Here is a 22806-nt window from a genome sequence, read left to right as displayed (position 1 = left end):
TGATGTGAAGAATAGTCCTTGCCCTCGTTTGAATCATAAGAGCAAGGACATAAGCCCTAGGCAGCCAAAATAGCAATCATTTTTTCGGCAACACCTTTGGCAGAAGCTGGATTTTGACCAGTTACAATGTGGCCGTCGGCGATACTATTGGCTGACCAAGGTTCGGCAGCATGGAAGATAGCTCCTTGCTCAGTTAGTGCTGTTTGTAGGTCGAATGACACATCAGGGCGAGCGTAATTGTCTTCTTCTGCTGTGGTAAACGAAGCAATATTTTTACCATTTACCAAGTAGCTTCCATCGCTTAATTTTACATTCAATAACGAAACAGGCCCATGACACACAGCCCCTACCACAGCACCACGTTCGTAAGTTTCGGCAATTACTTTTTTCAACAGAGGTTCTTCAACCATATCTACCATTGGTGCCAAACCTCCAGGAACGAAAATAGCATCATATTGACTTACATCAACGTCCGATAATTTTGTGGCTTTTTGCATTTTAGCCCAACCATCACCTACTAAGAAAGCCAAATTATCGGGGTCGTCGGCTAGAGATAAAGCATCCAAATAGGGAGTGTCGCCTGTTAATGTGGCAAAATCAATTTGGTAGCCAGCTCTTTTAAATTCGGCATAAGGATGAGCTATTTCAGGTAAAAATGTGCCTGTTCTTCTATTATTAGGGCCAATTGCATTGGCATTTGAAGCGATGATTAATACTTTAGTTTCCATGACTTTCAATAGTTTAATTGTTACATCTTGATTTTTAAAAGAACTTCATCTTGAGCGCTCGGTATTGATTTTGTTCTGATTTCTGATGTAAAATTACAAGGTGTATGCCTCCAAATAGAAGGAAGTAAATCACTTTGTTTGTGTGATTTGAATCACACAAAATACCCTAAAGCGTACCGTTGGTGCTATTGTTGATGACAGTACGCTTTAGGATTATCTGTAAAAGGGGTAGGTATGAAGAGTAGAATACTCCTGCAATTGGCTGAAAGGGGCTTTATTGATGGGATAAGTAATCATCTCTTATCTCAAACTAATAAAGGTAAAGTGTCTATTCAAGATTGAGACTTCTTAGCGGAGTACCGAAAGAGTAACCTCGATAATATCTTGATAAACAGCTTTTCCAGCCCCTGATTTTGCGGCAACTCTGATTCCAGAAATCGTATTGAACAGAAAGCGAGCGAGGGCTCTTGCATCTTGTTTGTTAGTAATTTCCCGCAAGTCCTGTCCTTTTTTTACAAGATTATAAAAAGCTTCTTCTATATCTTGCATATTATCTTTGACGATTTTATGAATTTGGGGGTCGTGTGGTGCTAATTCAATAGTACTGTTGGTCATAAAACAGCCCTTGTTACAAACAGCATTAACGCTATCGTTAGAGAGCATTTCAAAAAGCTGTTGTATGGTCTGTAAAGGATTAGTGGATTGTGTTACCATATTAATCAAACCTCCAGCGGCTTGTTTTCGGTACTGTTCTAGGGAAGCAATATACAATTGGTATTTATCACCAAAAGTATCATAGATACTTGAACGGCTCAAGCCCAATGAATCTACGACATCCTGCATCGAGGCTCCATTATAACCCTTAAACCAAAACAGGTCTATTGCTTTGTCTAAGACCTCCATTTCGTTAAATTCTTTCGTTCTTGCCATAATTATATCAATTTTTTTTAATATCAATAGCTTTGCTGATAATTATCGAGCAAAGCTATTGATATGGAACAATCATTCCAAATTTGAATCAAAAAAAATTAACCTACAATAGGATTAACCAATAACCCTCCATCAACAACAAGCTCAGTACCAGTAATAAACGAAGCATCAGAAGAAGCCAAGAATACAACGGCTTTACCAATTTCACTTGACTGTCCAAAACGATTCAATAAGATTTTTTTACCAAGCACTTCACCAAAACCAGCTATTTCTTCGTGACCTAAACCTAATTTTCCATAAAGCGGAGTTTCAACTGGACCAGGAGAAATAGCATTTACTCGTATTTTTCTCGGAGCTAATTCGGTAGCAAATACTTTATTAAAAGCCAATATTGCAGCTTTGCTACCAGCATATACACTTGAATTCGGCATTCCTACGTGTGCATTGATAGAGGTATTAAATATGATAGAAGCTCCATCGTTGAGAATAGGTAAGAATTTTTGTAATGTAAAAAATACTCCTTTCACATTAATATCCATAATACTATCGTAGTGTGCTTCTGAGGCAGATTCTAAAGGAGCAAAGGCTGCAATACCAGCATTCAAGAAGATAATATCAATTTTACCATAAGTTGCTTTTACTTCTTCAACCAAGGCATCGATTGATTTCAAATCTGCGTGGTCGGTTGCAATTGCCTTGGCATTAAGCTCTTGAGCTGCTGTTGCAAGGGAATCTTTGTTTCTTCCTGTAATAATTACGCTTGCCCCTGCTGAAATTAATTCTTGAGCTGCTGCATATCCGATTCCGCTGTTACCTCCAGTAACGATGGCGATTTTATTTGATAATTTGTTCATTTTTTTCTGTTTTAGATTCCAAATCTCTTATCTGGAATGTTTATTCCGTAAAGGTAGTATATTTGGAATGTTTATTCCAAATATATTTGAATAAATTTTTTAAAATAATTTTACATCATTTTAGTATTAGGTAATTATCTCGTAATTATTTGATTTTTAGTCTAAATAGTATTCTTCAATGGAATAGAATATTCACATATATCGTTAGCAAGGAGGTATGCTGTAATTGATAAGATTACCAAGATTCAAAACTTATTTTGGACAATGTTCATCATTGATACAAACGGCTGAGGGTTTCTCGGCTTACGCCCAAAAACTCTGCGATTAATTTTTTAGGTATTTGTTGCATGAGGTTGGGGTATAGTCTTGCAAATTCCTCGTAACGCTGCTGGGGTGTTCCCGACAATAAAAGCTTGATTCTTAATTGTAGTGCCACATATCCATTGGTCAGTTTTACCCTGAAAAAATGCTCCATTTTATGAAAAGTTGCAGAAAGCTTTTCTCTGCTGTCCAAAGTCAAACATAATACTTCACCTTCAACTAAGCATTCGATATACATGGTTGCTTCTTTTCTTTTGAAGAAAGAAGGGTAATCCGACATCCACCAATTTTCTTGAGCAAATTGTAAAATATACTCTTTCTCTTGTCCGTCAATATAAAATACCTTATAAATCCCTGATAGCACAAAGTACTCGTGTTTTACTTCGTCGCCTTCGCTGAGAAGGTATTGTCCTTTCCTAACTCTTTTGACTGTAAAGTGCGTTTTGATTTCTTCAAACTCCTCATCATTGATAGGAGCAATATGTTGAATATGTGTTCGTAGTTTTTCCATGTAATATAAATTCACCTTATGCAAAGATAGAGTATCGTCAAATTTTCGTCGTAAAGGGGAATGTATTATTTTAGGTTATCTTGTGACAAACAGAAGTATATCGAAGCTGCTTAAATAGTTTTTTAAAACTGTTTAATCGGCAACAAGCCTTGAAGTTAGGATTAATGATGAGTGTATATCACACTGATATAGACCTATATTCTACAGGCGAAATACCGACTTTTTGTTTAAATAATCGTGTAAAATGCGGTGGATGTATAAAACCCAACTCGTAGGCTATTTCACTGATTGACTGAGATATATCTAAAATACGCTCTTTTGAAATCTCAATAATTTTGTCTTTGATATATTCTTGTGCTGTTTTTCCTGTCTCTTTCTTTATTAAGTCTCCAAAATAATTAGCTGAAAAATGTAGTTGTTCGGCACAATAACTTACCGTGGGTGTTCCGAGTAATTGTGGTTTTTCGGATTGAAAATACTCATAAAGTAGTTGCTCAAATCTGACTAAAACATCTCGATTAAGGTTTTCTCTTGTAATAAATTGGCGGTCATAAAAGCGTGTACAATAGCTAAGCAATAGCTCAATAGCACTAATTATAATCATGCGGCTATGCTTGTCGATTCGGCATTCCAATTCTTGTCTTATCTTCTGCATATTGTCTACAATCATTTCTTTTTCAAGCAACGAGACGTGTAAAGCCTCATGAGAATGATAATGAAAAAAAGGGTAGCTCGAAATCGTTTTTCCTAAATGTGTACCTCTGATAAAATCAGGATGAAAGGCTATCGCCCCTCCTGTTGGCTGAATCATTTTTTCTTCAACTGACTCAATACCAAATATTTGTCCTGGCGAAATAAACAATAACGTATCTCCTTCATAGTCATAATGAGTACGTCCATATTTGAAATCCTCACAACGAATATCTTTCAAAAAGATGATAAATAACTCTGATAAATAGGGCTTTGACCATACCATACAAGATTGGGATTGGTCTAAAACCGTCATCATCGGATGGTGCGTTATTTGTCCTCTAATGGTATTAAATTGGGTTATACTGGTCAGTTTTTCCATATCTTACTTTTTTATAAGTCCAAGATAATTCTTCTATCAGTTATTTATAGAAAATCAGGAATTTTGGTAAGAAGTGAGGTAATTTGTATAAGAGTTTCGTTAATATTTAATCGAATTTTGTATTCATCAAACGACATAAATATGAGAACATTGTTTTTAATACTAGCCCTCGCATTAATGACCCATTTAGCCGTAAATGCACAAACAACGCCCTATTCAAGTATGATGGTTCGTATTGCCGAAATAGAGATTGACTCTACTTATTTGGACGAATATATGGCTATTCTGCAAGAAGAATCATCCATGTCTGTCAAGTTGGAAACGGGTGTAATTTCGATTTTTCCGATGTTTCAAAAAGACCATCCTACCACTTTCCGACTTTTGGAAATATATGCCAGTAAAGAGGCGTATCAAAGTCATTTGAAAACACCTCATTTTCTACATTACAAAAAGGCAACTTTACACATGGTAAAATCTCTTAAATTGGTAGAAATGAGCACGCTTGACCCTAAAAGTATGCCTTTGATTTTTTCGAAAATGAAATAAAAATAAAAGGCACAAAGCGGATGATTTCTTTGTGCCTTTTCAAAGCTATTTTTATTCCTAAAGCTCTCTTTTCTTCAAGGCTTTCACGGCATAATCGGCTGCACGAGCAGTTAAAGCCATGTAAGTAATAGAAGGATTGACACAAGAAGACGAAGTCATCGCAGCACCATCGGTCACGAAAACATTTTTTACCGAATGCACTTGGTTGAAAGCATTCAATACCGACGTTTTGGGATCACGACCCATACGAGCAGTTCCCATTTCGTGAATACCCAAGCCTAAATGTACTTCTGGGCGGTTGTAGCCAGTAATATTCTTGAAGCCTGCAGCGTCCATCATTTCCATAGCCGAATTCATAATATCTTTTCGCATCATGATTTCGTTTTCGCCGAAGGCGGCATCAAAAACAATCATTGGTACGCCCCATTTATCTTTACGGGTAGGGTCGAGGTACATACGATTTTCTGGATTCGGTAATACTTCTCCAAAACCACCAAAGCCAATTGTCCATTGTCCTGGTTTGGTTAAATCTTTTTTGAAATCTGCTCCAAAACCATCAGCATTTACGCCTCTGGTCCAGCCTTCACGGCTTGCTCCGCCCTGATAACCAAAGCCTCTGAGATAAGCTTGTTTATCATTTCCCCAATTTCGGAAACGTGGAATGTACAGAGCATTCGGGCGTTGTCCATAAACATAGTCATCCAAAAATCCCTCAATCGTTGCCGTAGCCCCAACGCCCAAGTGATGATCCATGATATTTCTGCCTACTTGGTCGCTATCGTTTCCTAAACCATTCGTAAAACGACTTGACTTAGAATTGAGCAATAAAGCCGCTGTATTCATAGCACCTGCATTCAAGAAGATAATTTTGGCAAAAAACTCTTCTACTTGCATGGTGTTTTGGTTAATCACACGCACGCCTGTGGCTCTTTGTTTTTGTTCGTCATAAATAATTTCCGAAACGATGCTATCATGCAAAATACTCAATCGTTTGGTCAGGTTGGCTGCTGGAATTGCCCCTGATAAAGAACTGTAATATGCACCATACGGACAGCCACGAGCACATTTATTGCGATACTGACACGAAGCCCTGCCCAATTTGGTATGTATTTCTTGTGGTTGCGAAAGGTTTGCCACACGCCCAACGGTTACGGGACGATTGAATTTGTCAAGCATCATTTTTTTGAAATGAAGTTCTGGAGCAAATAATGGCATGGCAGGCAAGAAATGTCCGTCGGGCAAAACATCTAAGCCTTCTTTTTGACCGCTAACGCCTACAAATTTTTCTACATGAGTGTACCACGGCTCTAAATCCTCATATCTGATTGGCCAATCTATGCCTACACCTTCTTTGGCATTGGCTTCAAAATCTTGTCTATTAAATCGGTACGACTGTCGTCCCCAGTGCATTGACTTTCCGCCAGTATGATAGGCACGAATCCAGTCGAAAGGACGTTTCTCTATATACGGATTATTTTTATCATTGGTAAAATGTCCGCCAGTTTCTTCATTGGCTAAATTCCCGAAACGCTTATTGGCCCAAAGTTCCTCAGCCGAATGTGTTGGTATTTTTCCACGATGCTCAAAATCCCAAGGTTCTTTCATGGCGGTGTCATAATCTTGCGGATGCTTAATTTCACGACCACGCTCTATCATCAACACATTCAGCCCTTTTTCCGTCAGTTCTTTTGCGGCGAAGCCACCCGTCATACCCGAACCCACCACTATCGCATCAAAAGTATTATTTTTATTGGCTTTTATATTCAAATTCATAATTGAAAGGTTTTTAAAATGGAGTTTTAATGTGTGATTTTTCTTGCTTTAATAGCAATTTATCAATCGTAACTAATCAATACGAATATGATTTTTGGTTAGGCTTCAATTTGATATTTTCAACTTTCCCCGGAATCTGTACGTACTCAAAAGAAGCCTTGATACCAGCTTCGGAAGTGAAATAGCCCAATAAGGTTAATTCTTTCATTAATCGCCAGAAAGGCAGCCCTTTTGGTACTTTTTTGATGTCCTCGTGGTCGTCGTTATCGCCCATTTTGGTTTGTTTTACTTGGCGAGCTTTCATTTCGGCTTTGGTTTCTTGTTCCAAATATTTAAGCACTCCATGGCGTTCGCTTTCATTCATTTCCAAGAATTTGGCTTGTTCTATCGAGCTTAAACCTTCTAAAAAACTCAAATGCTCGGCTTGAGCGTAGCAATCTTTGAGCATCATTTCGATAAAAGCAGGTACGCCCACATCTTTTGCTCCGGGCGACGCCTCGCCGGGCGTATCGGTATCGGTTCTTGGGATAATCAATTCAGCAATTTCGGCAACAATTTTTTGTTGCGTTGCTGTTAGACTAAATGCTGCAATATTGGAATTGACTTTTGTCGCCATTTCCCAATGACTCATCGCAATGACTGTTGGAGCAGAGAATGTTCCCCCCAACATCAAGGCTATATTTTTAATGACTTCTCTTCGGTTCATTTTATTTATAGGATTGAATAATTTTGAGAAACAAATATATTTATTCAATGCTGAATTTTATTCATAAAGCTTTGTTTTTAATTATTCCAAGAGAATTTTTGTTTTATTTGGTATTCATGCAAATTATATAGAAGGCTACATATTCAACTTACTTTATGGGAATATGAATGCTTTTAGTTTTTTTGTTTGAAAAAGTGTATTTTGCTTCATTTATTCGTTTGTAAAAATGTAAATTTGCACAAATAATCAATTGAAAAAATGTTAAGAAGCCTTTATAAAGATTTAGTTCATTGGAAAAATTCATCCATACGAAAGCCCCTTATTTTGCAAGGAGCAAGACAAGTCGGTAAAACTTGGTTGATGAAAGATTTTGGTAAACAGGAATTTGAACATACCGTTTACTTGAATTTCGAGAGTAGCGAAAGGCTAAAAAGCTTATTTTCAGTCGATTTTGATATACAGCGTATTATTACTACAATTGAAATTGAAGTAGGTTACAAAATTCAGGCAGACAAATGTTTACTCATTTTTGATGAAATCCAAGAAGCTGAAAAAGGGCTTACTGCCTTAAAGTATTTCTATGAACAAGCACCAGACTATTTTATCATCGCTGCTGGTTCGTTGTTGGGCGTTTCGTTACAAAAAAGTACGTCTTTTCCTGTTGGGAAAGTAGATTTTTTACAGATGTACCCGATGAGCTTTGCTGAGTTTTTAGAAAATACGGGTCAACAACTGCTCTTAGCCCAAATTGAAGCTGAAAATTGGACTATAATAGATACTTTTCATGATAAATTGGTCGATTTGCTTCGACGCTATTATTTCGTAGGCGGAATGCCCGAAGCGGTTGCTAATTATATCCAATTTCAAGATTTGTATCAAGTACGGGAGATTCAAAACAAAATTCTGCTGGGTTATGAAAACGATTTTGCCAAATACGCCCCCATCGAAATAGTACCAAGAATTCGATTGGTTTGGAGTCATTTGATTAGTCAATTGGCAAAAGAAAATCGGAAATTTATTTACGGACAAATCAAGAAAGGTTCAAGAGCAAAAGATTTTGAAACGGCTATTCGATGGCTTACAGATGCTGGTTTGGTACTAAAAGTGAATATTGTTGAAAAACCAACCATTCCGCTAAGTGCATATTCTGATATTGATATTTTCAAATTGTTTTGTTTGGATGTGGGCTTGCTCAATGCGATGGCAGGTATTTCGCCCAAAATATTGTTAGAAAAAAATAGTATTCTGACAGAGTTTAAAGGAGCATTAACCGAGCAGTTTGTGGCACAGCAATTGAAAATCAAACATGAAATTTATTATTGGTCTGCTCAAAATGCTACGGCCGAAATAGATTTTATGATTCAAAAAGAGCAAACCATTATTCCGATAGAAGTAAAAGCCGAAGAAAACCTCAAATCAAAAAGTATGAAAGTATTCGTCGAAAAATTCCAAACAGAGCAGAATCTTCGATTTTCAATGAATAATCGCCGAGTACAAGACTGGATGATTAATATGCCTTTGTATGCGGTAAATAATTTGTAATTGTTTTTTAAAATGGCTCGCTGTTTGGGTGCAAAAATAGATTGAACCGTATGATTTTGGTTGGCAGGCGAATAGGTTGGCTTGCTAACCAAAATCAATTGCCGATTCCCAAGCTTTTCAAAAAATCTGCTCTGTAATTTCCGCCAATAGGTATTTCAGTTTTATCAATAAATACCCTGTTGCCTTCAACATGGCTTATTTTGGTTTTATTGATTACAAATGACCGATGAAGTCTTAGGAAATTTTGATTGGGCAATAATGCTAAAAAATCACTAAATGTCATGACTGGGAAAATAGTTTGGCTTTCGGAAACAATGAGCACATTATTGCCTTTGGCCTCAGCATAGAGTAAAGTGCTAAAATCTACTTTGTGTATTTTCCCATCAGCTTTGATAAACGTAAAATTTTCTGCGGTTTTTTCTATCGATTTTATAGAAGGTTGTTTTAGTAAAGCTAATTTTTCTTTGACTTTATCAACAGCAATCATAAATCTATCCAACGAAAAAGGTTTGAGCAAATAATCTATTGCCGAAAGGTCAAAGGCATCAAGGGCAAATTCCTTGTATGCCGTAGTGAATATGACAGAGGGTGGATTTTTGAGTGTTTTTAAAAATGCTATTCCATCCAAAACGGGCATATTAATGTCCAGAAAAAGTAAATCAACCGTTTGGCTTTCTAATACTTTCTTAGCTACAAAAACATTTTCGCAACTCGCTAATAACTCAATTTCAGGCAAATGAGAGCAGTATTTTTCTATAATTTGTCTGGCGATAGGTTCATCATCTACAATGAGACACGATATTTTATTTTCCATTTATCCTGAGTTTTACTTCGTAGTTAGTTGTCGTCTCGTTAATTTCCAAATCATACTCGCCTTTATATATCAAATCCAACCTTTTTTTTACATTGTCTAGGCCAAATCCGCTATGTTTTTGCTTGTCGTTGTACATATTATTATGAGAGTTTACTACCGAAAATAGTATTGAATTTCCCCAAGTTTTAAGGCTAATTTCTATATTTATTACATTATCCAAGCTGTTTTTGGAATGTTTAAACGCATTTTCTACAAAAACAATCAACAGCATAGGAGCTATTTTAAATGGCTTTTGAGGGTTACTTTCTTCAAAGTCTGTTTTTAAGTTGAGGCGTTCGCCTAAGCGTATTTTTTCAAAGTCACTATAGTTATTGATATAGTTTATTTCCTCTGCCATTGGCACTAAAATATCTTTGGCATCGTACACCGAATACCTCAACAAATCTGATAGTTTTAGCAATAAATTAGGTATTTTTTGGTGGTCGGTTAATGACAAACCGTACAGATTATTGAGGGTATTGAACAAAAAATGTGGGCTTAGTTGAGACTGAAGAAGCTGTAGTTCGGATTGACTATGCAAAGCAGTTGTGTTGGCTACGTCTAACTTGTATTCATTACGCATACGTGTAAGTTTTATGAGTAAGCCAATCAAGATACTAATACTAAAATAGATAATCAACGCTATAGCGACAACTAAAAACTCCAGATGAGAAATAAGAGTGTCTATAATAGGCATCAAAGATACTATCAGGGCGAAAGTCAAACCAATAAGTACCATAAATGTCCAATTACTAATATGCTTTTTTTGCCATAAGCTCGCCAAAAAACGACCTACAAATGCACCCAGCAACAACAAAATAGTTGCGATTAAGGCTATTTCGTCGTCATTATTCTTGAAAAAAATATCTGCAAATGCCATAAAGACGGTAAACAGGAGTATTGCAGCTAGAATAGACCGCCCCAAATAATTGCCGATTTTAACGGCTTCTTTTCCCAATATTTTTTCTAAAAAGCTCATTTTGTTTTTTTCTGCAAAATTGAATAGCCTCAACTATAATTAAAATTATTGACTTCAGAATCCATTATTTGACTGACGAAACGGTATTTAAACAGGTTAAAATTTTTGTCAGTCCTTTTTCCATGTTTGTCAATGCAAAATTGATTTCTGTCAGACTTGTTTTCTGGGCAATCTCAGGAAAACCAACTTTGTCAAAAAACAATGATGAAAAAACTATTTCTATTACTAATCCTATCGGGTCAAATATTGGCTCAAAATAAAAGTATAGTCGGGAGTGTCAAAGATACTCAAAATGAATCGGTGATAGGTGCTACTGTCAAACTTATGAACAGTAGCGACTCAAGTTTTGTGAAAGGAGGAATTACTGATATAAATGGGAATTTCCTTTTACAAAATTTATCTAGCGGCAGTTATTTTTTAGAAATCACTTCAATGGGTTTTTTGAAATATAGAAGTGTAAAAAGGACATTGGATCAACAACAAACCAAGGTGGAGTTGCCCGTTATTATCCTTTTGCCTGCTAGGAGTACTACTTTAAATGAGGTAGTTGTGAGTGCCAAAAAACCACTAATTGAGCAAGAAATCGATAAAACGGTTGTAAATGTAGGAACGATGATATCGGCAGCGTCCAGTAATACACTTGAAGTTTTGGGAAAAACACCAGGTATATCAGTGGATGCTCAGGGAAATATTAGCCTCTATGGAAAAAGTGGAGCAATGGTTTTGATTGATGGTCGCAGTACTTACATGAGCGGGACTGATTTGGTAGCTTATCTGAAATCTTTACCAGGCGGTTTGTTAGATAAACTCGAACTGATGGATAATCCACCTGCAAAATATGATGCCGCAGGGTCATCTATCATCAATATTATTTTGAAGAAGAATAAAGCAAGAGGTTTAACAGGTAATGTATCTTCAGGCATGTCGATGGGGCAAAAACTGAGAGCCAATAATAGTGTAAACGTTAATCTTAATCGTCAGAAAATCAATTGGTTTTGGGGAATAGACCAAAGTTTAGACAAGGACTACACAGAAGAAACATCACAAAGAACCATTTTCGATAATGACAAAATAAGTATAGCCAATATTCAGTCAAAAAACTATAGCGATTATAAATCTAATAGTCTCAGTGGAAGATTTGGGGCAGATTTTACATTGAGTGAAAAAACTATTTTGGGCGTGCAGTTTTTTTTACAAAATAGACCCCGTTCTGATGAAGCCAACTACGTAAATACGACAGCTAATCAGGAATTTAAAGGCAATAATAATGGCAAAATAGATTGGAACTCAAAATCTGCCAATGTCAACTTTAATCATAAATTCAATAGCAAAGGGCATGAGTTATCTGGAGATTTGAACATATTAAACTATCAGTCAGGAGGCTTACGAAACTTTAATAGAGTAACTGAAAATGAGCTTTTTGACAACAAACTATCCAACAATATTGATATCTATAACTTCAAAACAGACTATTCATTGCCATTGAGCAAAGGAGCAAGCTTGGAAAGTGGACTAAAGGTAAGTTTTGTCAAAAACGACAACGATGCACTTTTTCGGAATGAATCCGCTGCAATCATTTACAGCCGAAGTAACCACTTTATTTATCATGAAAATATAAATGCAGGATATGTAAATTTTAGAAAATCAATCAATAAGAAGTTGAGTTTGCAAATGGGTTTGAGAGCAGAAAATACCAATATCTTAGGAGAATTGTTACCAAACGAAAGTATTCAATATCAGCGATTTAATCAAAATTTTACCAACTTTTTCCCCAGTGTATTTTTAAGTTATAACCTAGACAGTTTAAAAAATCATAACCTTAGTTTTAATTTTACAAGAAGAATAAACAGACCCAATTATCAGCAATTTAATCCATTTCTAAACTATGTAGATGCCTATAATTACACACAAGGCAATCCAGCTTTACAACCATTTTACTTGAATTTAGTACGCTTTAAGTATCAGTATAAATCTATTTACACATTGGGTTTTGGCTATGACGGAGCAGATGGAATTCTGGGTGAAATAACCGTCAGAGAAGGCGAAACATTTATCCGAAAGCCATTTAATACGGGCATTGGTAACAGAATGTTTATGAATCATAATTTAACGTTACAACCGACCAAATGGCTAAGCTCAACATTGTACTTTCAATTGGCTCGATTTGACATTAAAAGTAACATAAACGGAGAAACCAATCATACAGTATTTTTTACGGCAAGAGTATCTACCAACCAACAAATTAGTTTTGGGAAGGGATGGTCAAGTGAACTTTCGGTGCAGTACAAAACCGAAGAAAGAATCTACCCGACAACAGTGCTAGCTCGGGCATCTGTTTACTTTTCGATGCAAAAAAAGATTTTGAAAGACAAAGGAGCAATAAAACTGAATATCAACGATATTTTTCACTCAGATACCTACCGAGAACGAATAGAAAACTTTCAGAATATTTACCAAAATAGGATTAATATAAACGATACTCAGCGAATTGGCTTGGCATTCAGTTATAGATTTGGTAACGAAAAATATGCCCGTAAACGCCGAAATAGAGACAATTCTGCTACCGAAGAGACAGAAAGAGTACAATAATCTGTGGGGAATTTCAGTTCCCCACTCTGTTTTTCTCTTCATCGCCAAAGCTATTGGAAGCTTTTTTTATATTCCCTCCAAAACTCCTCGAATAGGTTAATTTGATAACCCGATAAAAAGCGGTTTCATCACGCCAATGAGAAATCGTGTTGATGTCAAAAGCAATAGGTGTCATACCTCCGTTGTGTGAATAAACGTTAAACGAACGAAAAATGTCGGGTAAAGTAAGTAGAAAAACGCCTTTATCATCCTTGAGTTTTTTTCCAATGCCTACATTGGCTACACCAAAAGCTTTGATAAAATTAGGGCCTTCAAAATAGGGAAAATTATACCATCCAGAAAGTTCAATTTCAAAGTTTTTGGGTAAATTGATTTGTTGTGAAATATTCAGATTTTGAAATAAATAACGCTTTTCGGTAGGAGATAGGCTGTAAGAAACCTTATAATCTCTTAGTGAAGTGAGGCTACTCAAGGTAAATTTCCACCATTGGGTTATTTGCCAAGGGTAGGTAAAAAACAAATTCAGACTTTTCATATAATCAAGATTTTGAGGGGACGAAATGCCCATATCTTTGGTGGCATTTGATGTAATCTGATACCTCAAAATCGGATTCAAATCGTATTGTGCCGAAATACCAACACTTAATCCGTTTCTTGAATACTCTACTTTGAGTATATCAGAAAGGGTAGGTTTGAGAAGGGGATTTCCTGAGAAAATAAAAGTAGGGTCGGTATAAAACAAATTAGAAATCAAATCGGTATAAGCTGGGCGACTAATTCTGCGGCTGTAATTGAAATTTATCGATGTATTTTGATTAACGGCATACGTATAAAGTACTGATGGAAAGAATTTTGAAATCTCAAAAGGTTTATCTTGATTACTAAAATCCCTTTTCCAATATTCGTACCGCAAGCCCAAAAGAAGGTTAGCCTTATGATTAAGCAAAAATTTGAATTGAGAATAAGTCGCAACAATTTGTTCCTGACTTTTGAGTTGGCTTTGAGAACGTGGGTCTATTTCCCAGCCATCATTTACTTTTCTTTCTACTTTGCTATCATTTTCATTTTGTGCATAACTGATTTTTATGCCAAAATCGCCATTGATTTTTTCACTAAACTGCGTACTCAAATCGGTTTTGAAAACGCCCACATCAATTGTAGAAACGCTTTCTCCTCTATTTCCAAAAGTAAAAATTGAAAACGGAGGTTTGATGGCTTGCTTCTGTTTATCAAAATATGCTGAAGTGATAGTGGCAGGACTATTGTTGGCGTAATTAATGTAGGTCAAATCGACATTGAATTGTGTTTTTGAAGAAAAATTTTGCTTGAGGAAAACAGAAGCAATATTATTTTGTTTGGTTGTCAATCCGTCAGAAAGCATAACAATTTCAAAATATTCTCTATTTTTAGGCTGATAAGTACCGCCATTATTCACCAAATTTTGAGATTTATCAAAAGTTCCTACAAAATCTACTCCAAGTGTAGTTTTGGCATTGGGTTGATATTGTGCTGCAAAATTGAGATTATGAGTATTTTGGTATCGACGAGCAATCCCGTAAAAAGTGTTAAATGTTTCTCCCAACATAAACGAAGCCCCTGCCGTGCCATCGCCTTCATAGCCAGATTTACGAATATCATGGTTGAAGGAGTACGAGGCGTTCAGATTTAACTTTTTATATCCTTTAGAAAAGCCTATGGTTGTAAGAGCTTTCTCTCTATAACCATAACCAGCGGTGGCCGAAAAATTGATTTTTGTACCCAATGTTTCATTATTCTTGAAAATAATATTGATAATACCTGCTCCGCCATCGGCATCATATTGGGCAGTAGGCGAAGTAATCAATTCGATTTTTTCGATATTGTCCGCCACAGTATTTTCGAGTAAAGCCATAATTTCCTCAACGGGCATTTGTACTTTTCTGCCATTAAACAAAACTGTTACTCCATTTTGTCCATTGAGGCTAAATTGATTATTTCTTCGGTTGGTAATCACGCCTGGCAACCTTTCAAAAACTTGCAAGGCATTGCTTCCCTTAGTCAATAAACTACTTTGGATATTGATGATTTTGTCGATGGCAGTGGTCTGAATTAGCTCTCTTTTGGCTGCAATAGTTACTTCTTCCAGTGTATTGTTTTCTTCTTTTAGGTAAATAATTTCTAATTCGTGTGTTTTTGATATATTGCTGATATTAAATATGTTAGAGACAGAATTTCCGTATCCTATAAAACTTGTTTTAGTAAAAAAATCCCCTGCTTGTGAAAAATTTAAAGAAAAAACGCCAAGTTCATTGGTAGTTGTACCAGTAACCAGAGACGAATCCTTAGCTGAATATAAAATAACATTGGCGAAAGCTATCGGTTCATTTTTGGTATTCAGAACCTTGCCACTTATTTGTCCAAAAGCATAATTGGTTATCAGTAAAAAAAGGAATAGCTTTTTCATTTTCTTGTTTTTTGATTCAAAGAAAATAAAAGACTAAATTGAACATTTCTGAGATTGATGAACAGACTATTAATATTGACAAAATGTAGGGTTTGCGGTTTTTTGCATTTGGTCAATTATTTTATACACTTTGTCAATCACAAGTCAGACTTTATAGTAAAGTGGTTAATTTTCATTTTTAGACTAAAATGCAAAACTGGTTTTTCAAATATAAACTCCATCATATTCCATTTTGGATTGCCTATCATCTGCTTTGGATGATGATAAATATAGGTAATTTCGATGGTGTAATTGGGTATCTTTTTAAAGGCGAATTACCTGTTAAATTTATTGGATATATTATTTTTCAGGCAGCAGGAGCATATTTTAATTTGTATTATCTGATTCCGAAATTTTTGTATGTGGGCAAATACCGCAGCTATATTTTATTGGTTATTCTTACGGTTTTGATTTGTACGGGTTTTATTACTTTAGGCTATTTTTTGAATGCTTATTTATCAAAAATGACCTTTTTTGAATTATTCAACAAACGTCCAGACCAATGGTTTATCATTTTTTCGACGGCGGCTTTACCTTCTACGGTAGGCTCTATGACCTTGGCCATGAGTATAAAATTGGGTAAAAACTGGCTTAATGCCGAAAGGAAACGTCTTACACTTGAAAAGGACAATCTTGAAACCGAATTGAAGTATCTGAAATCTCAAATCAATCCCCATTTTTTGTTCAATACCATCAACTCTATTTTTGTTTTGATTCACAAAAACCCCGATTTGGCATCTGAATCGCTGGCAAACTTTTCAGAAATGCTTCGCTATCAGCTTTATGAATGTAACGACCAAGAGATTTTATTGAGCAGAGACTTGCTGTTTTTAGAAAATTTTATCGAATTGGAGTCATTACGTCTTAACGAAAATCAGACCGAACTTTTGTTTGAAATTGACCATGAATCGGCTCATGGAGTAAAAATTGCACCGTTTATTTTATTACCTTTTGTCGAAAATGCTTTCAAGCACATTTCAAAAGGAAAAACGCAAAAGAATTTCATAAAACTTCTTTGTTCGGTAAAAGAGTCGGAGGTTTTTGAATTAAGTATTCGAAATAGTTATCATGCAGAAACGAATATTGAAAGTTCAGGAATCGGTCTGAAAAATGTAAAAAGAAGGTTAGATTTGGTTTATCCAGAAAAACATCATTTAGAAATTGAAAAAGGAACTGATTCATTTAATGTTAGTTTGACAATCAATTTGAATTAACCCATTTGTAGATGAAACTTAGATGTGTCATAGTAGATGATGAACCATTGGCAAGCGAAGGGCTGACTAGATATGTTGAGGTAATTGATTATCTTACACTTATTGGCGTTGCCGAAAATCCTATCGAGCTTAATAAAATCCTTGAAAGCCAAGCTGTTGACCTTATATTTCTGGATATTCAGATGCCACACATGACAGGACTTGATTTTTTGAGAATAAAAACTAATCTCCCAATGGTGATACTGACTACCGCCTTCCCCAATTACGCTCTGGAAGGTTTTCAGTTTGATGTGGTAGATTATCTGCTCAAACCCATCACCTTCAATCGCTTTTTTAAAGCTACTAACAAAGCCAAAGAATTATATTCTCTTAAAAATCAGCCTCCTAATTTATCTCCTCAGAAGAGCGAACCTGATTATCTTTTTATCAAATGTGAAAGTAAATACGAGAAAATTCTGGTTGACGAAATATTGTTTGTACAAGCACTCCAAAACTATGTCATTATTTATACCAATAAAGGCAAATACATGACCCTTTTGCCCCTGAAAACAGTAGAAGAATATCTTGATTCAAATACATTTTTGCGGGTTCATAAATCTTATTTGGTTGCTATCCCGAAAGTTGATGGTATAGAAAATAATGAAATAAGTATTCAAAATCATATCATACCCGTAAGTAGAAATCTCAAAGAGCGAGTAATCAATATGGTAGTAAAGAACAAGCTGCTGAGTAAATAAATACTGCTCATGGAGCTATGATAAGCTCCATGAGCAGTATTAAAAGTGATAGAATGAACCCTATTGATAAGATAGTGCTGTTTGGAAAGAAGGAAGAATTCAGTTCCTTACCTGCTTTTATGGTCATCTACAAAACTGTTCAAATAGGCTAATTTAATAAGCTCAACTTCTATAAAATGAAAATTATTTCAAAAGCTTGATTTTAATATCTTTAAAATAAGCTACACTTTTAGGGTCATGCCCCTGCAAGGCAATTGTTCCTGAGCTTAGTTTTTTTAGTCCACGGTCGGAAGGAAGAACATCTGGCTCGGTATAGTCAACGGCAACTTTATTATTGATTTTAATAACAATTCTTTTGCCTTTCACAATGATATGGTATTCGTACCATTCGTTGTCTTTAGCCAAATTTTCTTTTACGTCACTAATACCATACAAACTTCCTGTTTTTCGCCAGTCGGTATGTGTTTGGTTCACCTGAATCTCGTATCCTTTTTCGGGCCAGCCAGAAGCTTGGTAAGCAGTATGAATAAATATGCCTGAATTAGAACCCGGTAATGTTTTTGCTTTTAGTTTTAGTTCAAAGTTTTTGAAATCATGGTTTCCCACAGTTCCTTCATAGAATAAATGTGTGCGTTCGCCTGCTACTTTTATCGTTCCGTCTTCGATAGAAAATGTTTTTGGATTTTCCTCATTGACACGCCAGCCTGCAAAAGACTTTCCATCAAAAAGTGACATCCATGTATTGTTTTTTTTCTGAGCAAAAGCCGTTTGTATTGATACCAACAAGCAGAGAAATAAAGATAGTTTTTTCATGTTTACATTCTTGATTTTCCTTTTAAGGGATGAGTTGTTTTATTGAATTACTAATGTACGAATACATTTTGGCTATCAATGTCAAAATCTGCTGTGTGGGTGTCTGTGGGGGTGTGCGATGAAAATATTCACCCTCTCTTTTCACAATTACTTTCAATACGATTAATTACTATTTTCCATTTGAAAGCGATATTACAAACCAACTTTGTGTTCGGCGAAAGTACATAAATTACCTAGCAACTCGCTGAGTTCTTTACCTGTTTCAGTAATCGAGTATTCTACTTTTGTAGGTGTATCGTTGGTAAAGTCTTTTTGAATAAGCTTATATTTTTCAAGCAATTTTAGTCGCTCGCCAAGAATATTATCACTAATAAACTGTAGGTCTTCTTTGATACTCGAAAAACGCTTATGACCATCTTCGATACTAAATAAAACATCGGTTATCCAGCGTTTGCTTAGCACAAAAATTAGCTCATTCAAAGCACATTTATGTGTTAAAAACACTTGGTTGTTATAATTTGTCGAGCTTATTTTCCGATTTGTCATTGTTTTATAGGAATACCTTTTCTTTTGTGCTTTATCAATAACGTTTTATATTTTATAACAGCAACAACAACTCCTGAGCTTTTGTAATTAACTCTTGGCAAGCGTTTTTATCTAACTTTTTATTTACTAAATCTCGTATTTCAGCTTGAAGGCTGTTTACTGGTAATGTTTCAGTTACAGGTGGCAGGTTTTCTTGAACCACACTTTCCAACTCTTCAATATTGGTAATAGGCTTTGATACCAACGTTTTTCCTAGGGCTGTAATAGTCGACTTGGCTACCTTGGTTTTACCTACCAAAATATCTTGTTTTAGGCCTGTTTCTAGCTTGTCAAGCCCCATCGCAAAATCACCGTCACGTTTAATGGTTCTACCACTTACACCATATTCTTGGCTCAGAGCAACAGAGGCATCTAGCAAATCGCCATTTTTTTGATTACCACCTCTTGTATTTTTTTGCTGTAAATATTTCAAGCCTCGATAATACGAAATTTGTTCGGGTGTAAGGTTACGACGGCCCAATTGAAAATCAATCATGTATTCTTTTACTTCGTCGAGCGAAGCAAAACGCATGATATTGATGCGATAATCTAAATGATTTTTTTTACAAATACTAAACCTATTATGACCGTCGATAAGGATATAAATAGGTGTTTTGGCTTGGTCTAAGCCCGCAGCGGTCGAATCCGTTTCCCAAATAGACAATGGGTCTTTGACCCCATGCTTCACTATATTTTGTTCTAATTGGGTTGATTCTTCGGCTGTTAATGGTGGTATTAGGTCACGAAGCTCGTCGAGAATCACAATTTGCGATTTAATCAACTCTTCAGATGAAAGCAGAGAAGGTCGCAAATCATGCGTTTTCTCTTTCATAATATTCATAAAATCTTTTTTTGCCATGTTCTTAGAATGCCATTATTTCTGTTGCAAGCGAATAGTATTGTTGCCAAGAGGCCGATTTGGGCGAATATGAATACAAATCTTCTTTAGCCACCTGCGACTGTTTTATGACCGTGGCACTTTCAATAACGGTTTGGTAAATATTGAAGTTTTTGAATTTTTCCTCAATATGAGTCATCATACTTTTGTGGACACTTTGGTTTTTGTGTACCATCGTAAATACGATTCCTTTTACTGTCAGGGTAGGGTTGATATACGAACGCACTTCAGCAATTCTGTTGAAAAGGCTTTCAACGCCATGATAGGCACTTGCTTCGGGCTGAATCGGTACTACACAATAATTGGAAGCTACCAACGAACAGGTTGTACAAATTCCCAAACTAGGTGGGCAATCTATCAAAATATAGTCGTATTGGTCTCTTACTTCATCAATTTTAAGCGTAAGTCTTCGGTCGGCTCCAATGGCGTTGCCTAATTCTGATTCTTTATAAGCCATTCGGATATCCGATGGAGTCAATTCCAAGTTGTGGCTTACGGTAATGGTCGGCAAAGGCAAGTTTCCTAAAAGTGCATCGATTACTTGATGCTCGGGTTCATGAATGCCAAAACACTGCGAAAGATTGCCCTGTGAGTCCATATCAATCATCAAAACTTTGTTGCCCAAAATACTAAGGGCTTTACCCAAATTGATGGTGGTAGTGGTTTTGCCAACGCCTCCTTTGTGATTAACAATAGAAATTACTTGGGCTTTGTCGAATAGGGCATCGGTGTAGCCATAATTTCTGAGAACTTCATCAATTGCGGGAATATGCTTGGCAGGAATATCTTTTTGCTCGGAAATAGCCTTATGCAATGTTTTGGAAGGGATATTAGCTTCTTTCTCGATTTGAGAAAGATTGAGTGCTTGTTTTGAGCGTAAAAAACGAATAATCTTATCTTGTGTTATCATTCATTTAGGTAATTTTTTATCTTTTGTATAAACAAAAGTAACATTTTTTATCCCTAAATGCTAGTGTTTTTTGCTTTTAAAATAGTTGTTGGTTCTAATTTTTAGACGAAATAATGTATAAATCATCAAGTATAAATAATATTTTGCTGGTAATCAGTAGTTTATGTGCTAATACATTTGTGGGGAAATTTATTTTTTGTCTCAATATCGGCTCTTATGCGACTTTTTTGGAAAAGTATTGTAACTTTTTTCACAAGTATAAAAGTTATTAATCGTGTTGATATGATATATTATGAGATTTAATGTATTGATTATTAGTGGTTTATTGGTTGTACTGCATTTTAGGAGAAAGTAGTGCTATTTGTTCTCCAAAACGATTAAGTAATATTTGCACCTATTAAATTTCCCCAAAAGTCGCCTTAGGTATTTTTATCATTGTACTCAGCGTAGGAAAATACAATAATTATGTTGATACTGTTATTTAGCTGATAAATTTTGCTAAAACAGGTGATTTTTTTGGGTATTGTAATGCCATAAATAGGCTTTTGGGTAAGTATTATTCAAAAAAGAATACTGTCGTAATATTTCTCCTTTTGTATGTCTTCCTAAAAAAAATCTTTGTTAAAACAAACTTTTTTGTGAGCGAATAAGTTTTAAGGATATACTATTATAAGATGATTTTTTTGATTTGAAATTTAATATTATTTAACTTTACCTAACGGTGTTAAATAATTTAATAAAATATGGCAAGTAAAGACAGGATATTACGGCATAAAGAGGAAATCAAGAACAATATTCTTGAGGCAGCCTGTAAAATCGTAAAAGAAGAAGGGTGGCAAGGCTTGAGCCTACGAAAAATTGCCGATGCTATAGAATACACAGCTCCGATTATTTACGAATATTTTGCTAACAAAGAGGCTATTCTTCAAGAATTAACCAAACAAGGTTATGGGGTGCTTAACCAAAGTTTGATGGAAGCCAAAAATAGCAAAACCGATACGGCCGAACAACTAGAGGCAATGTGGTTGACTTATTGGGAGTTTGCATTTGCCAATAAAGAAATGTATCAATTAATGTTTGGTGTAGAAATGACAACCTGCCAAATGATGGCTTATCCCGAAATAAAAACACCTTATCGACTGGTTACGGCTACTATTATGGAGTTGATGAAAGATTCTACGCCTTCTGAAGATACGATTTGTCAAAAATACTATACCTACTTTTCGGTGGTACATGGGCTTATCTCAATCAATTTGGTAGGAAATGGTTTGTCTAACGAAATCAATCATAAGATACTCAAAGATGCTATTTCGGGAATAACTCGTTCGTTGATGCAAAACTAGAATATTGTTTTCTTCTTCCTTTGTAGCATTATCCATAAATTATTTTAGAAAAAGTATTTTTTCTGGAACTATTACGCTAGTATGGCGGTTTCTCAAATAACTACTTAACGGTGTTAAATATTTTAATATCACTTAAATATACATATTATATTATTTTATCTAATTATTAATCAAGTAATTAGATTTTTTTAAAAGCTTTTATTTAACAGCGTTAAATTATTTATCTGTTAATTTTTGATTTAATAAAAAGCCACTTAAAATATAATAAATCTAATTTTTTGTTATTTAACAGTGTTAAACAATTTAATATAAACAGATTGGTAAATTATTAAGGATCGTTATCTATCAACCTTGGGCGAGTGCCATTGGTATTGTTACCAAAACCCTCAATAAATCATTCAATTACTAAAAACCAACTAA

The 22806-nt window shown here is 35.3% G+C and carries 20 protein-coding genes; 6 read left to right on the top strand and 14 right to left on the bottom strand.

The window, feature by feature from the left end:
- Window positions 1-56: 56 nt before the first annotated feature.
- The 5 genes from FLEMA_RS0100300 to FLEMA_RS0100280 all read right to left on the bottom strand — a co-directional run bounded on the left by FLEMA_RS0100300 (window position 57) and on the right by FLEMA_RS0100280 (window position 4416).
- The gene (locus FLEMA_RS0100300; protein ID WP_026993726.1) at window positions 57-728 is read right to left on the bottom strand and encodes a type 1 glutamine amidotransferase domain-containing protein; all 672 of its coding nucleotides are present in this window, start codon (window positions 726-728) and stop codon (window positions 57-59) included.
- Between the two features lie 348 nt (window positions 729-1076).
- Complete coding sequence (locus FLEMA_RS0100295) at window positions 1077-1658, bottom strand: TetR/AcrR family transcriptional regulator (RefSeq protein WP_026993725.1); 582 nt, start codon at window positions 1656-1658, stop codon at window positions 1077-1079.
- Window positions 1659-1756: 98 nt separating this feature from the next.
- A complete protein-coding gene (locus tag FLEMA_RS0100290; RefSeq protein ID WP_026993724.1) occupies window positions 1757-2512 on the bottom strand; it encodes an SDR family oxidoreductase in 756 nt (251 codons plus the stop codon).
- A gap of 271 nt (window positions 2513-2783) precedes the next feature.
- Entirely contained in the window at window positions 2784-3344 is a 561-nt protein-coding gene (locus FLEMA_RS0100285; protein ID WP_044170314.1) for a Crp/Fnr family transcriptional regulator, read from the bottom strand.
- Window positions 3345-3522: 178 nt separating this feature from the next.
- Window positions 3523-4416, bottom strand: coding sequence for a helix-turn-helix domain-containing protein (locus tag FLEMA_RS0100280; RefSeq protein WP_026993722.1), 894 nt, complete (start codon window positions 4414-4416; stop codon window positions 3523-3525).
- A gap of 141 nt (window positions 4417-4557) precedes the next feature.
- Here FLEMA_RS0100280 and FLEMA_RS67040 point away from each other — a divergent pair, with 141 nt between their 5' ends.
- A complete protein-coding gene (locus FLEMA_RS67040; protein ID WP_026993721.1) occupies window positions 4558-4962 on the top strand; it encodes a putative quinol monooxygenase in 405 nt (134 codons plus the stop codon).
- Between the two features lie 57 nt (window positions 4963-5019).
- Here FLEMA_RS67040 and FLEMA_RS0100270 read toward each other — a convergent pair whose 3' ends face one another.
- On the bottom strand, window positions 5020-6735 hold the full coding sequence (locus tag FLEMA_RS0100270; RefSeq protein ID WP_026993720.1) for a GMC oxidoreductase: 1716 nt from the start codon (window positions 6733-6735) through the stop codon (window positions 5020-5022).
- Window positions 6736-6811: 76 nt separating this feature from the next.
- Window positions 6812-7441 (bottom strand): gluconate 2-dehydrogenase subunit 3 family protein, encoded by a 630-nt coding sequence (locus FLEMA_RS0100265; protein WP_026993719.1) that lies wholly within the window; start codon window positions 7439-7441, stop codon window positions 6812-6814.
- Window positions 7442-7699: 258 nt separating this feature from the next.
- Between FLEMA_RS0100265 and FLEMA_RS0100260 the strand changes: the two genes are divergently transcribed.
- The gene (locus FLEMA_RS0100260; RefSeq protein ID WP_026993718.1) at window positions 7700-8983 is read left to right on the top strand and encodes an ATP-binding protein; all 1284 of its coding nucleotides are present in this window, start codon (window positions 7700-7702) and stop codon (window positions 8981-8983) included.
- Window positions 8984-9077: 94 nt separating this feature from the next.
- On the opposite strand, the gene FLEMA_RS0100255 is transcribed toward FLEMA_RS0100260, so the two are convergent.
- Entirely contained in the window at window positions 9078-9797 is a 720-nt protein-coding gene (locus FLEMA_RS0100255; RefSeq protein ID WP_026993717.1) for a LytR/AlgR family response regulator transcription factor, read from the bottom strand.
- Window positions 9787-10815, bottom strand: a complete 1029-nt coding sequence (locus tag FLEMA_RS75825; RefSeq protein WP_144080019.1) for a sensor histidine kinase — start codon at window positions 10813-10815, stop codon at window positions 9787-9789. Before FLEMA_RS75825 ends, FLEMA_RS0100255 begins: the two co-directional genes overlap by 11 nt.
- A 201-nt stretch (window positions 10816-11016) precedes the next feature.
- Between FLEMA_RS75825 and FLEMA_RS0100245 the strand changes: the two genes are divergently transcribed.
- Window positions 11017-13404, top strand: coding sequence for a TonB-dependent receptor (locus FLEMA_RS0100245; RefSeq protein ID WP_081681219.1), 2388 nt, complete (start codon window positions 11017-11019; stop codon window positions 13402-13404).
- 13 nt (window positions 13405-13417) lie between these two features.
- Here FLEMA_RS0100245 and FLEMA_RS0100240 read toward each other — a convergent pair whose 3' ends face one another.
- Window positions 13418-15847 (bottom strand): TonB-dependent receptor, encoded by a 2430-nt coding sequence (locus FLEMA_RS0100240; protein WP_026993715.1) that lies wholly within the window; start codon window positions 15845-15847, stop codon window positions 13418-13420.
- Between the two features lie 188 nt (window positions 15848-16035).
- Between FLEMA_RS0100240 and FLEMA_RS67030 the strand changes: the two genes are divergently transcribed.
- Both FLEMA_RS67030 and FLEMA_RS0100230 read left to right on the top strand, forming a co-directional pair.
- Window positions 16036-17100 carry a sensor histidine kinase gene (locus FLEMA_RS67030; protein ID WP_044170312.1) on the top strand — a complete coding sequence of 355 codons (1065 nt, stop codon included), beginning with the start codon at window positions 16036-16038 and terminating at the stop codon, window positions 17098-17100.
- An 11-nt stretch (window positions 17101-17111) separates the two neighbouring features.
- Window positions 17112-17837, top strand: coding sequence for a LytR/AlgR family response regulator transcription factor (locus tag FLEMA_RS0100230; protein WP_026993714.1), 726 nt, complete (start codon window positions 17112-17114; stop codon window positions 17835-17837).
- Window positions 17838-18020: 183 nt separating this feature from the next.
- Here FLEMA_RS0100230 and FLEMA_RS0100225 read toward each other — a convergent pair whose 3' ends face one another.
- From FLEMA_RS0100225 to FLEMA_RS0100210, 4 genes are all read right to left on the bottom strand, one after another.
- The gene (locus FLEMA_RS0100225; protein WP_026993713.1) at window positions 18021-18650 is read right to left on the bottom strand and encodes a 3-keto-disaccharide hydrolase; all 630 of its coding nucleotides are present in this window, start codon (window positions 18648-18650) and stop codon (window positions 18021-18023) included.
- A 192-nt stretch (window positions 18651-18842) separates the two neighbouring features.
- Window positions 18843-19196, bottom strand: coding sequence for a winged helix-turn-helix transcriptional regulator (locus tag FLEMA_RS0100220; protein WP_026993712.1), 354 nt, complete (start codon window positions 19194-19196; stop codon window positions 18843-18845).
- A gap of 52 nt (window positions 19197-19248) precedes the next feature.
- On the bottom strand, window positions 19249-20094 hold the full coding sequence (locus FLEMA_RS0100215; RefSeq protein WP_026993711.1) for a ParB N-terminal domain-containing protein: 846 nt from the start codon (window positions 20092-20094) through the stop codon (window positions 19249-19251).
- Window positions 20095-20098: 4 nt separating this feature from the next.
- A complete protein-coding gene (locus FLEMA_RS0100210; RefSeq protein ID WP_026993710.1) occupies window positions 20099-21043 on the bottom strand; it encodes a ParA family protein in 945 nt (314 codons plus the stop codon).
- A 743-nt stretch (window positions 21044-21786) separates the two neighbouring features.
- Here FLEMA_RS0100210 and FLEMA_RS0100205 point away from each other — a divergent pair.
- Window positions 21787-22386, top strand: a complete 600-nt coding sequence (locus tag FLEMA_RS0100205; RefSeq protein WP_026993709.1) for a TetR/AcrR family transcriptional regulator — start codon at window positions 21787-21789, stop codon at window positions 22384-22386.
- The last annotated feature ends 420 nt before the right edge of the window (window positions 22387-22806 follow it).

The organism is Flectobacillus major DSM 103 (genome assembly GCF_000427405.1).
Classification (GTDB): domain Bacteria; phylum Bacteroidota; class Bacteroidia; order Cytophagales; family Spirosomataceae; genus Flectobacillus; species Flectobacillus major.
This window is presented reverse-complemented; position numbering and strand designations above follow the sequence as displayed.

What these genes read in the sequence shown, in the direction of transcription:
- FLEMA_RS0100300 (WP_026993726.1), bottom strand. Translation starts at nt 728, where the DNA reads ATGGAAACTAAAGTATTAATCATCGCTTCAAATGCCAATGCAATTGGC.
- FLEMA_RS0100295 (WP_026993725.1), bottom strand. Translation starts at nt 1,658, where the DNA reads ATGGCAAGAACGAAAGAATTTAACGAAATGGAGGTCTTAGACAAAGCA.
- FLEMA_RS0100290 (WP_026993724.1), bottom strand. Translation starts at nt 2,512, where the DNA reads ATGAACAAATTATCAAATAAAATCGCCATCGTTACTGGAGGTAACAGC.
- FLEMA_RS0100285 (WP_044170314.1), bottom strand. Translation starts at nt 3,344, where the DNA reads ATGGAAAAACTACGAACACATATTCAACATATTGCTCCTATCAATGAT.
- FLEMA_RS0100280 (WP_026993722.1), bottom strand. Translation starts at nt 4,416, where the DNA reads ATGGAAAAACTGACCAGTATAACCCAATTTAATACCATTAGAGGACAA.
- FLEMA_RS67040 (WP_026993721.1), top strand. Translation starts at nt 4,558, where the DNA reads ATGAGAACATTGTTTTTAATACTAGCCCTCGCATTAATGACCCATTTA.
- FLEMA_RS0100270 (WP_026993720.1), bottom strand. Translation starts at nt 6,735, where the DNA reads ATGAATTTGAATATAAAAGCCAATAAAAATAATACTTTTGATGCGATA.
- FLEMA_RS0100265 (WP_026993719.1), bottom strand. Translation starts at nt 7,441, where the DNA reads ATGAACCGAAGAGAAGTCATTAAAAATATAGCCTTGATGTTGGGGGGA.
- FLEMA_RS0100260 (WP_026993718.1), top strand. Translation starts at nt 7,700, where the DNA reads ATGTTAAGAAGCCTTTATAAAGATTTAGTTCATTGGAAAAATTCATCC.
- FLEMA_RS0100255 (WP_026993717.1), bottom strand. Translation starts at nt 9,797, where the DNA reads ATGGAAAATAAAATATCGTGTCTCATTGTAGATGATGAACCTATCGCC.
- FLEMA_RS75825 (WP_144080019.1), bottom strand. Translation starts at nt 10,815, where the DNA reads ATGAGCTTTTTAGAAAAAATATTGGGAAAAGAAGCCGTTAAAATCGGC.
- FLEMA_RS0100245 (WP_081681219.1), top strand. Translation starts at nt 11,017, where the DNA reads ATGATGAAAAAACTATTTCTATTACTAATCCTATCGGGTCAAATATTG.
- FLEMA_RS0100240 (WP_026993715.1), bottom strand. Translation starts at nt 15,847, where the DNA reads ATGAAAAAGCTATTCCTTTTTTTACTGATAACCAATTATGCTTTTGGA.
- FLEMA_RS67030 (WP_044170312.1), top strand. Translation starts at nt 16,036, where the DNA reads ATGCAAAACTGGTTTTTCAAATATAAACTCCATCATATTCCATTTTGG.
- FLEMA_RS0100230 (WP_026993714.1), top strand. Translation starts at nt 17,112, where the DNA reads ATGAAACTTAGATGTGTCATAGTAGATGATGAACCATTGGCAAGCGAA.
- FLEMA_RS0100225 (WP_026993713.1), bottom strand. Translation starts at nt 18,650, where the DNA reads ATGAAAAAACTATCTTTATTTCTCTGCTTGTTGGTATCAATACAAACG.
- FLEMA_RS0100220 (WP_026993712.1), bottom strand. Translation starts at nt 19,196, where the DNA reads ATGACAAATCGGAAAATAAGCTCGACAAATTATAACAACCAAGTGTTT.
- FLEMA_RS0100215 (WP_026993711.1), bottom strand. Translation starts at nt 20,094, where the DNA reads ATGGCAAAAAAAGATTTTATGAATATTATGAAAGAGAAAACGCATGAT.
- FLEMA_RS0100210 (WP_026993710.1), bottom strand. Translation starts at nt 21,043, where the DNA reads ATGATAACACAAGATAAGATTATTCGTTTTTTACGCTCAAAACAAGCA.
- FLEMA_RS0100205 (WP_026993709.1), top strand. Translation starts at nt 21,787, where the DNA reads ATGGCAAGTAAAGACAGGATATTACGGCATAAAGAGGAAATCAAGAAC.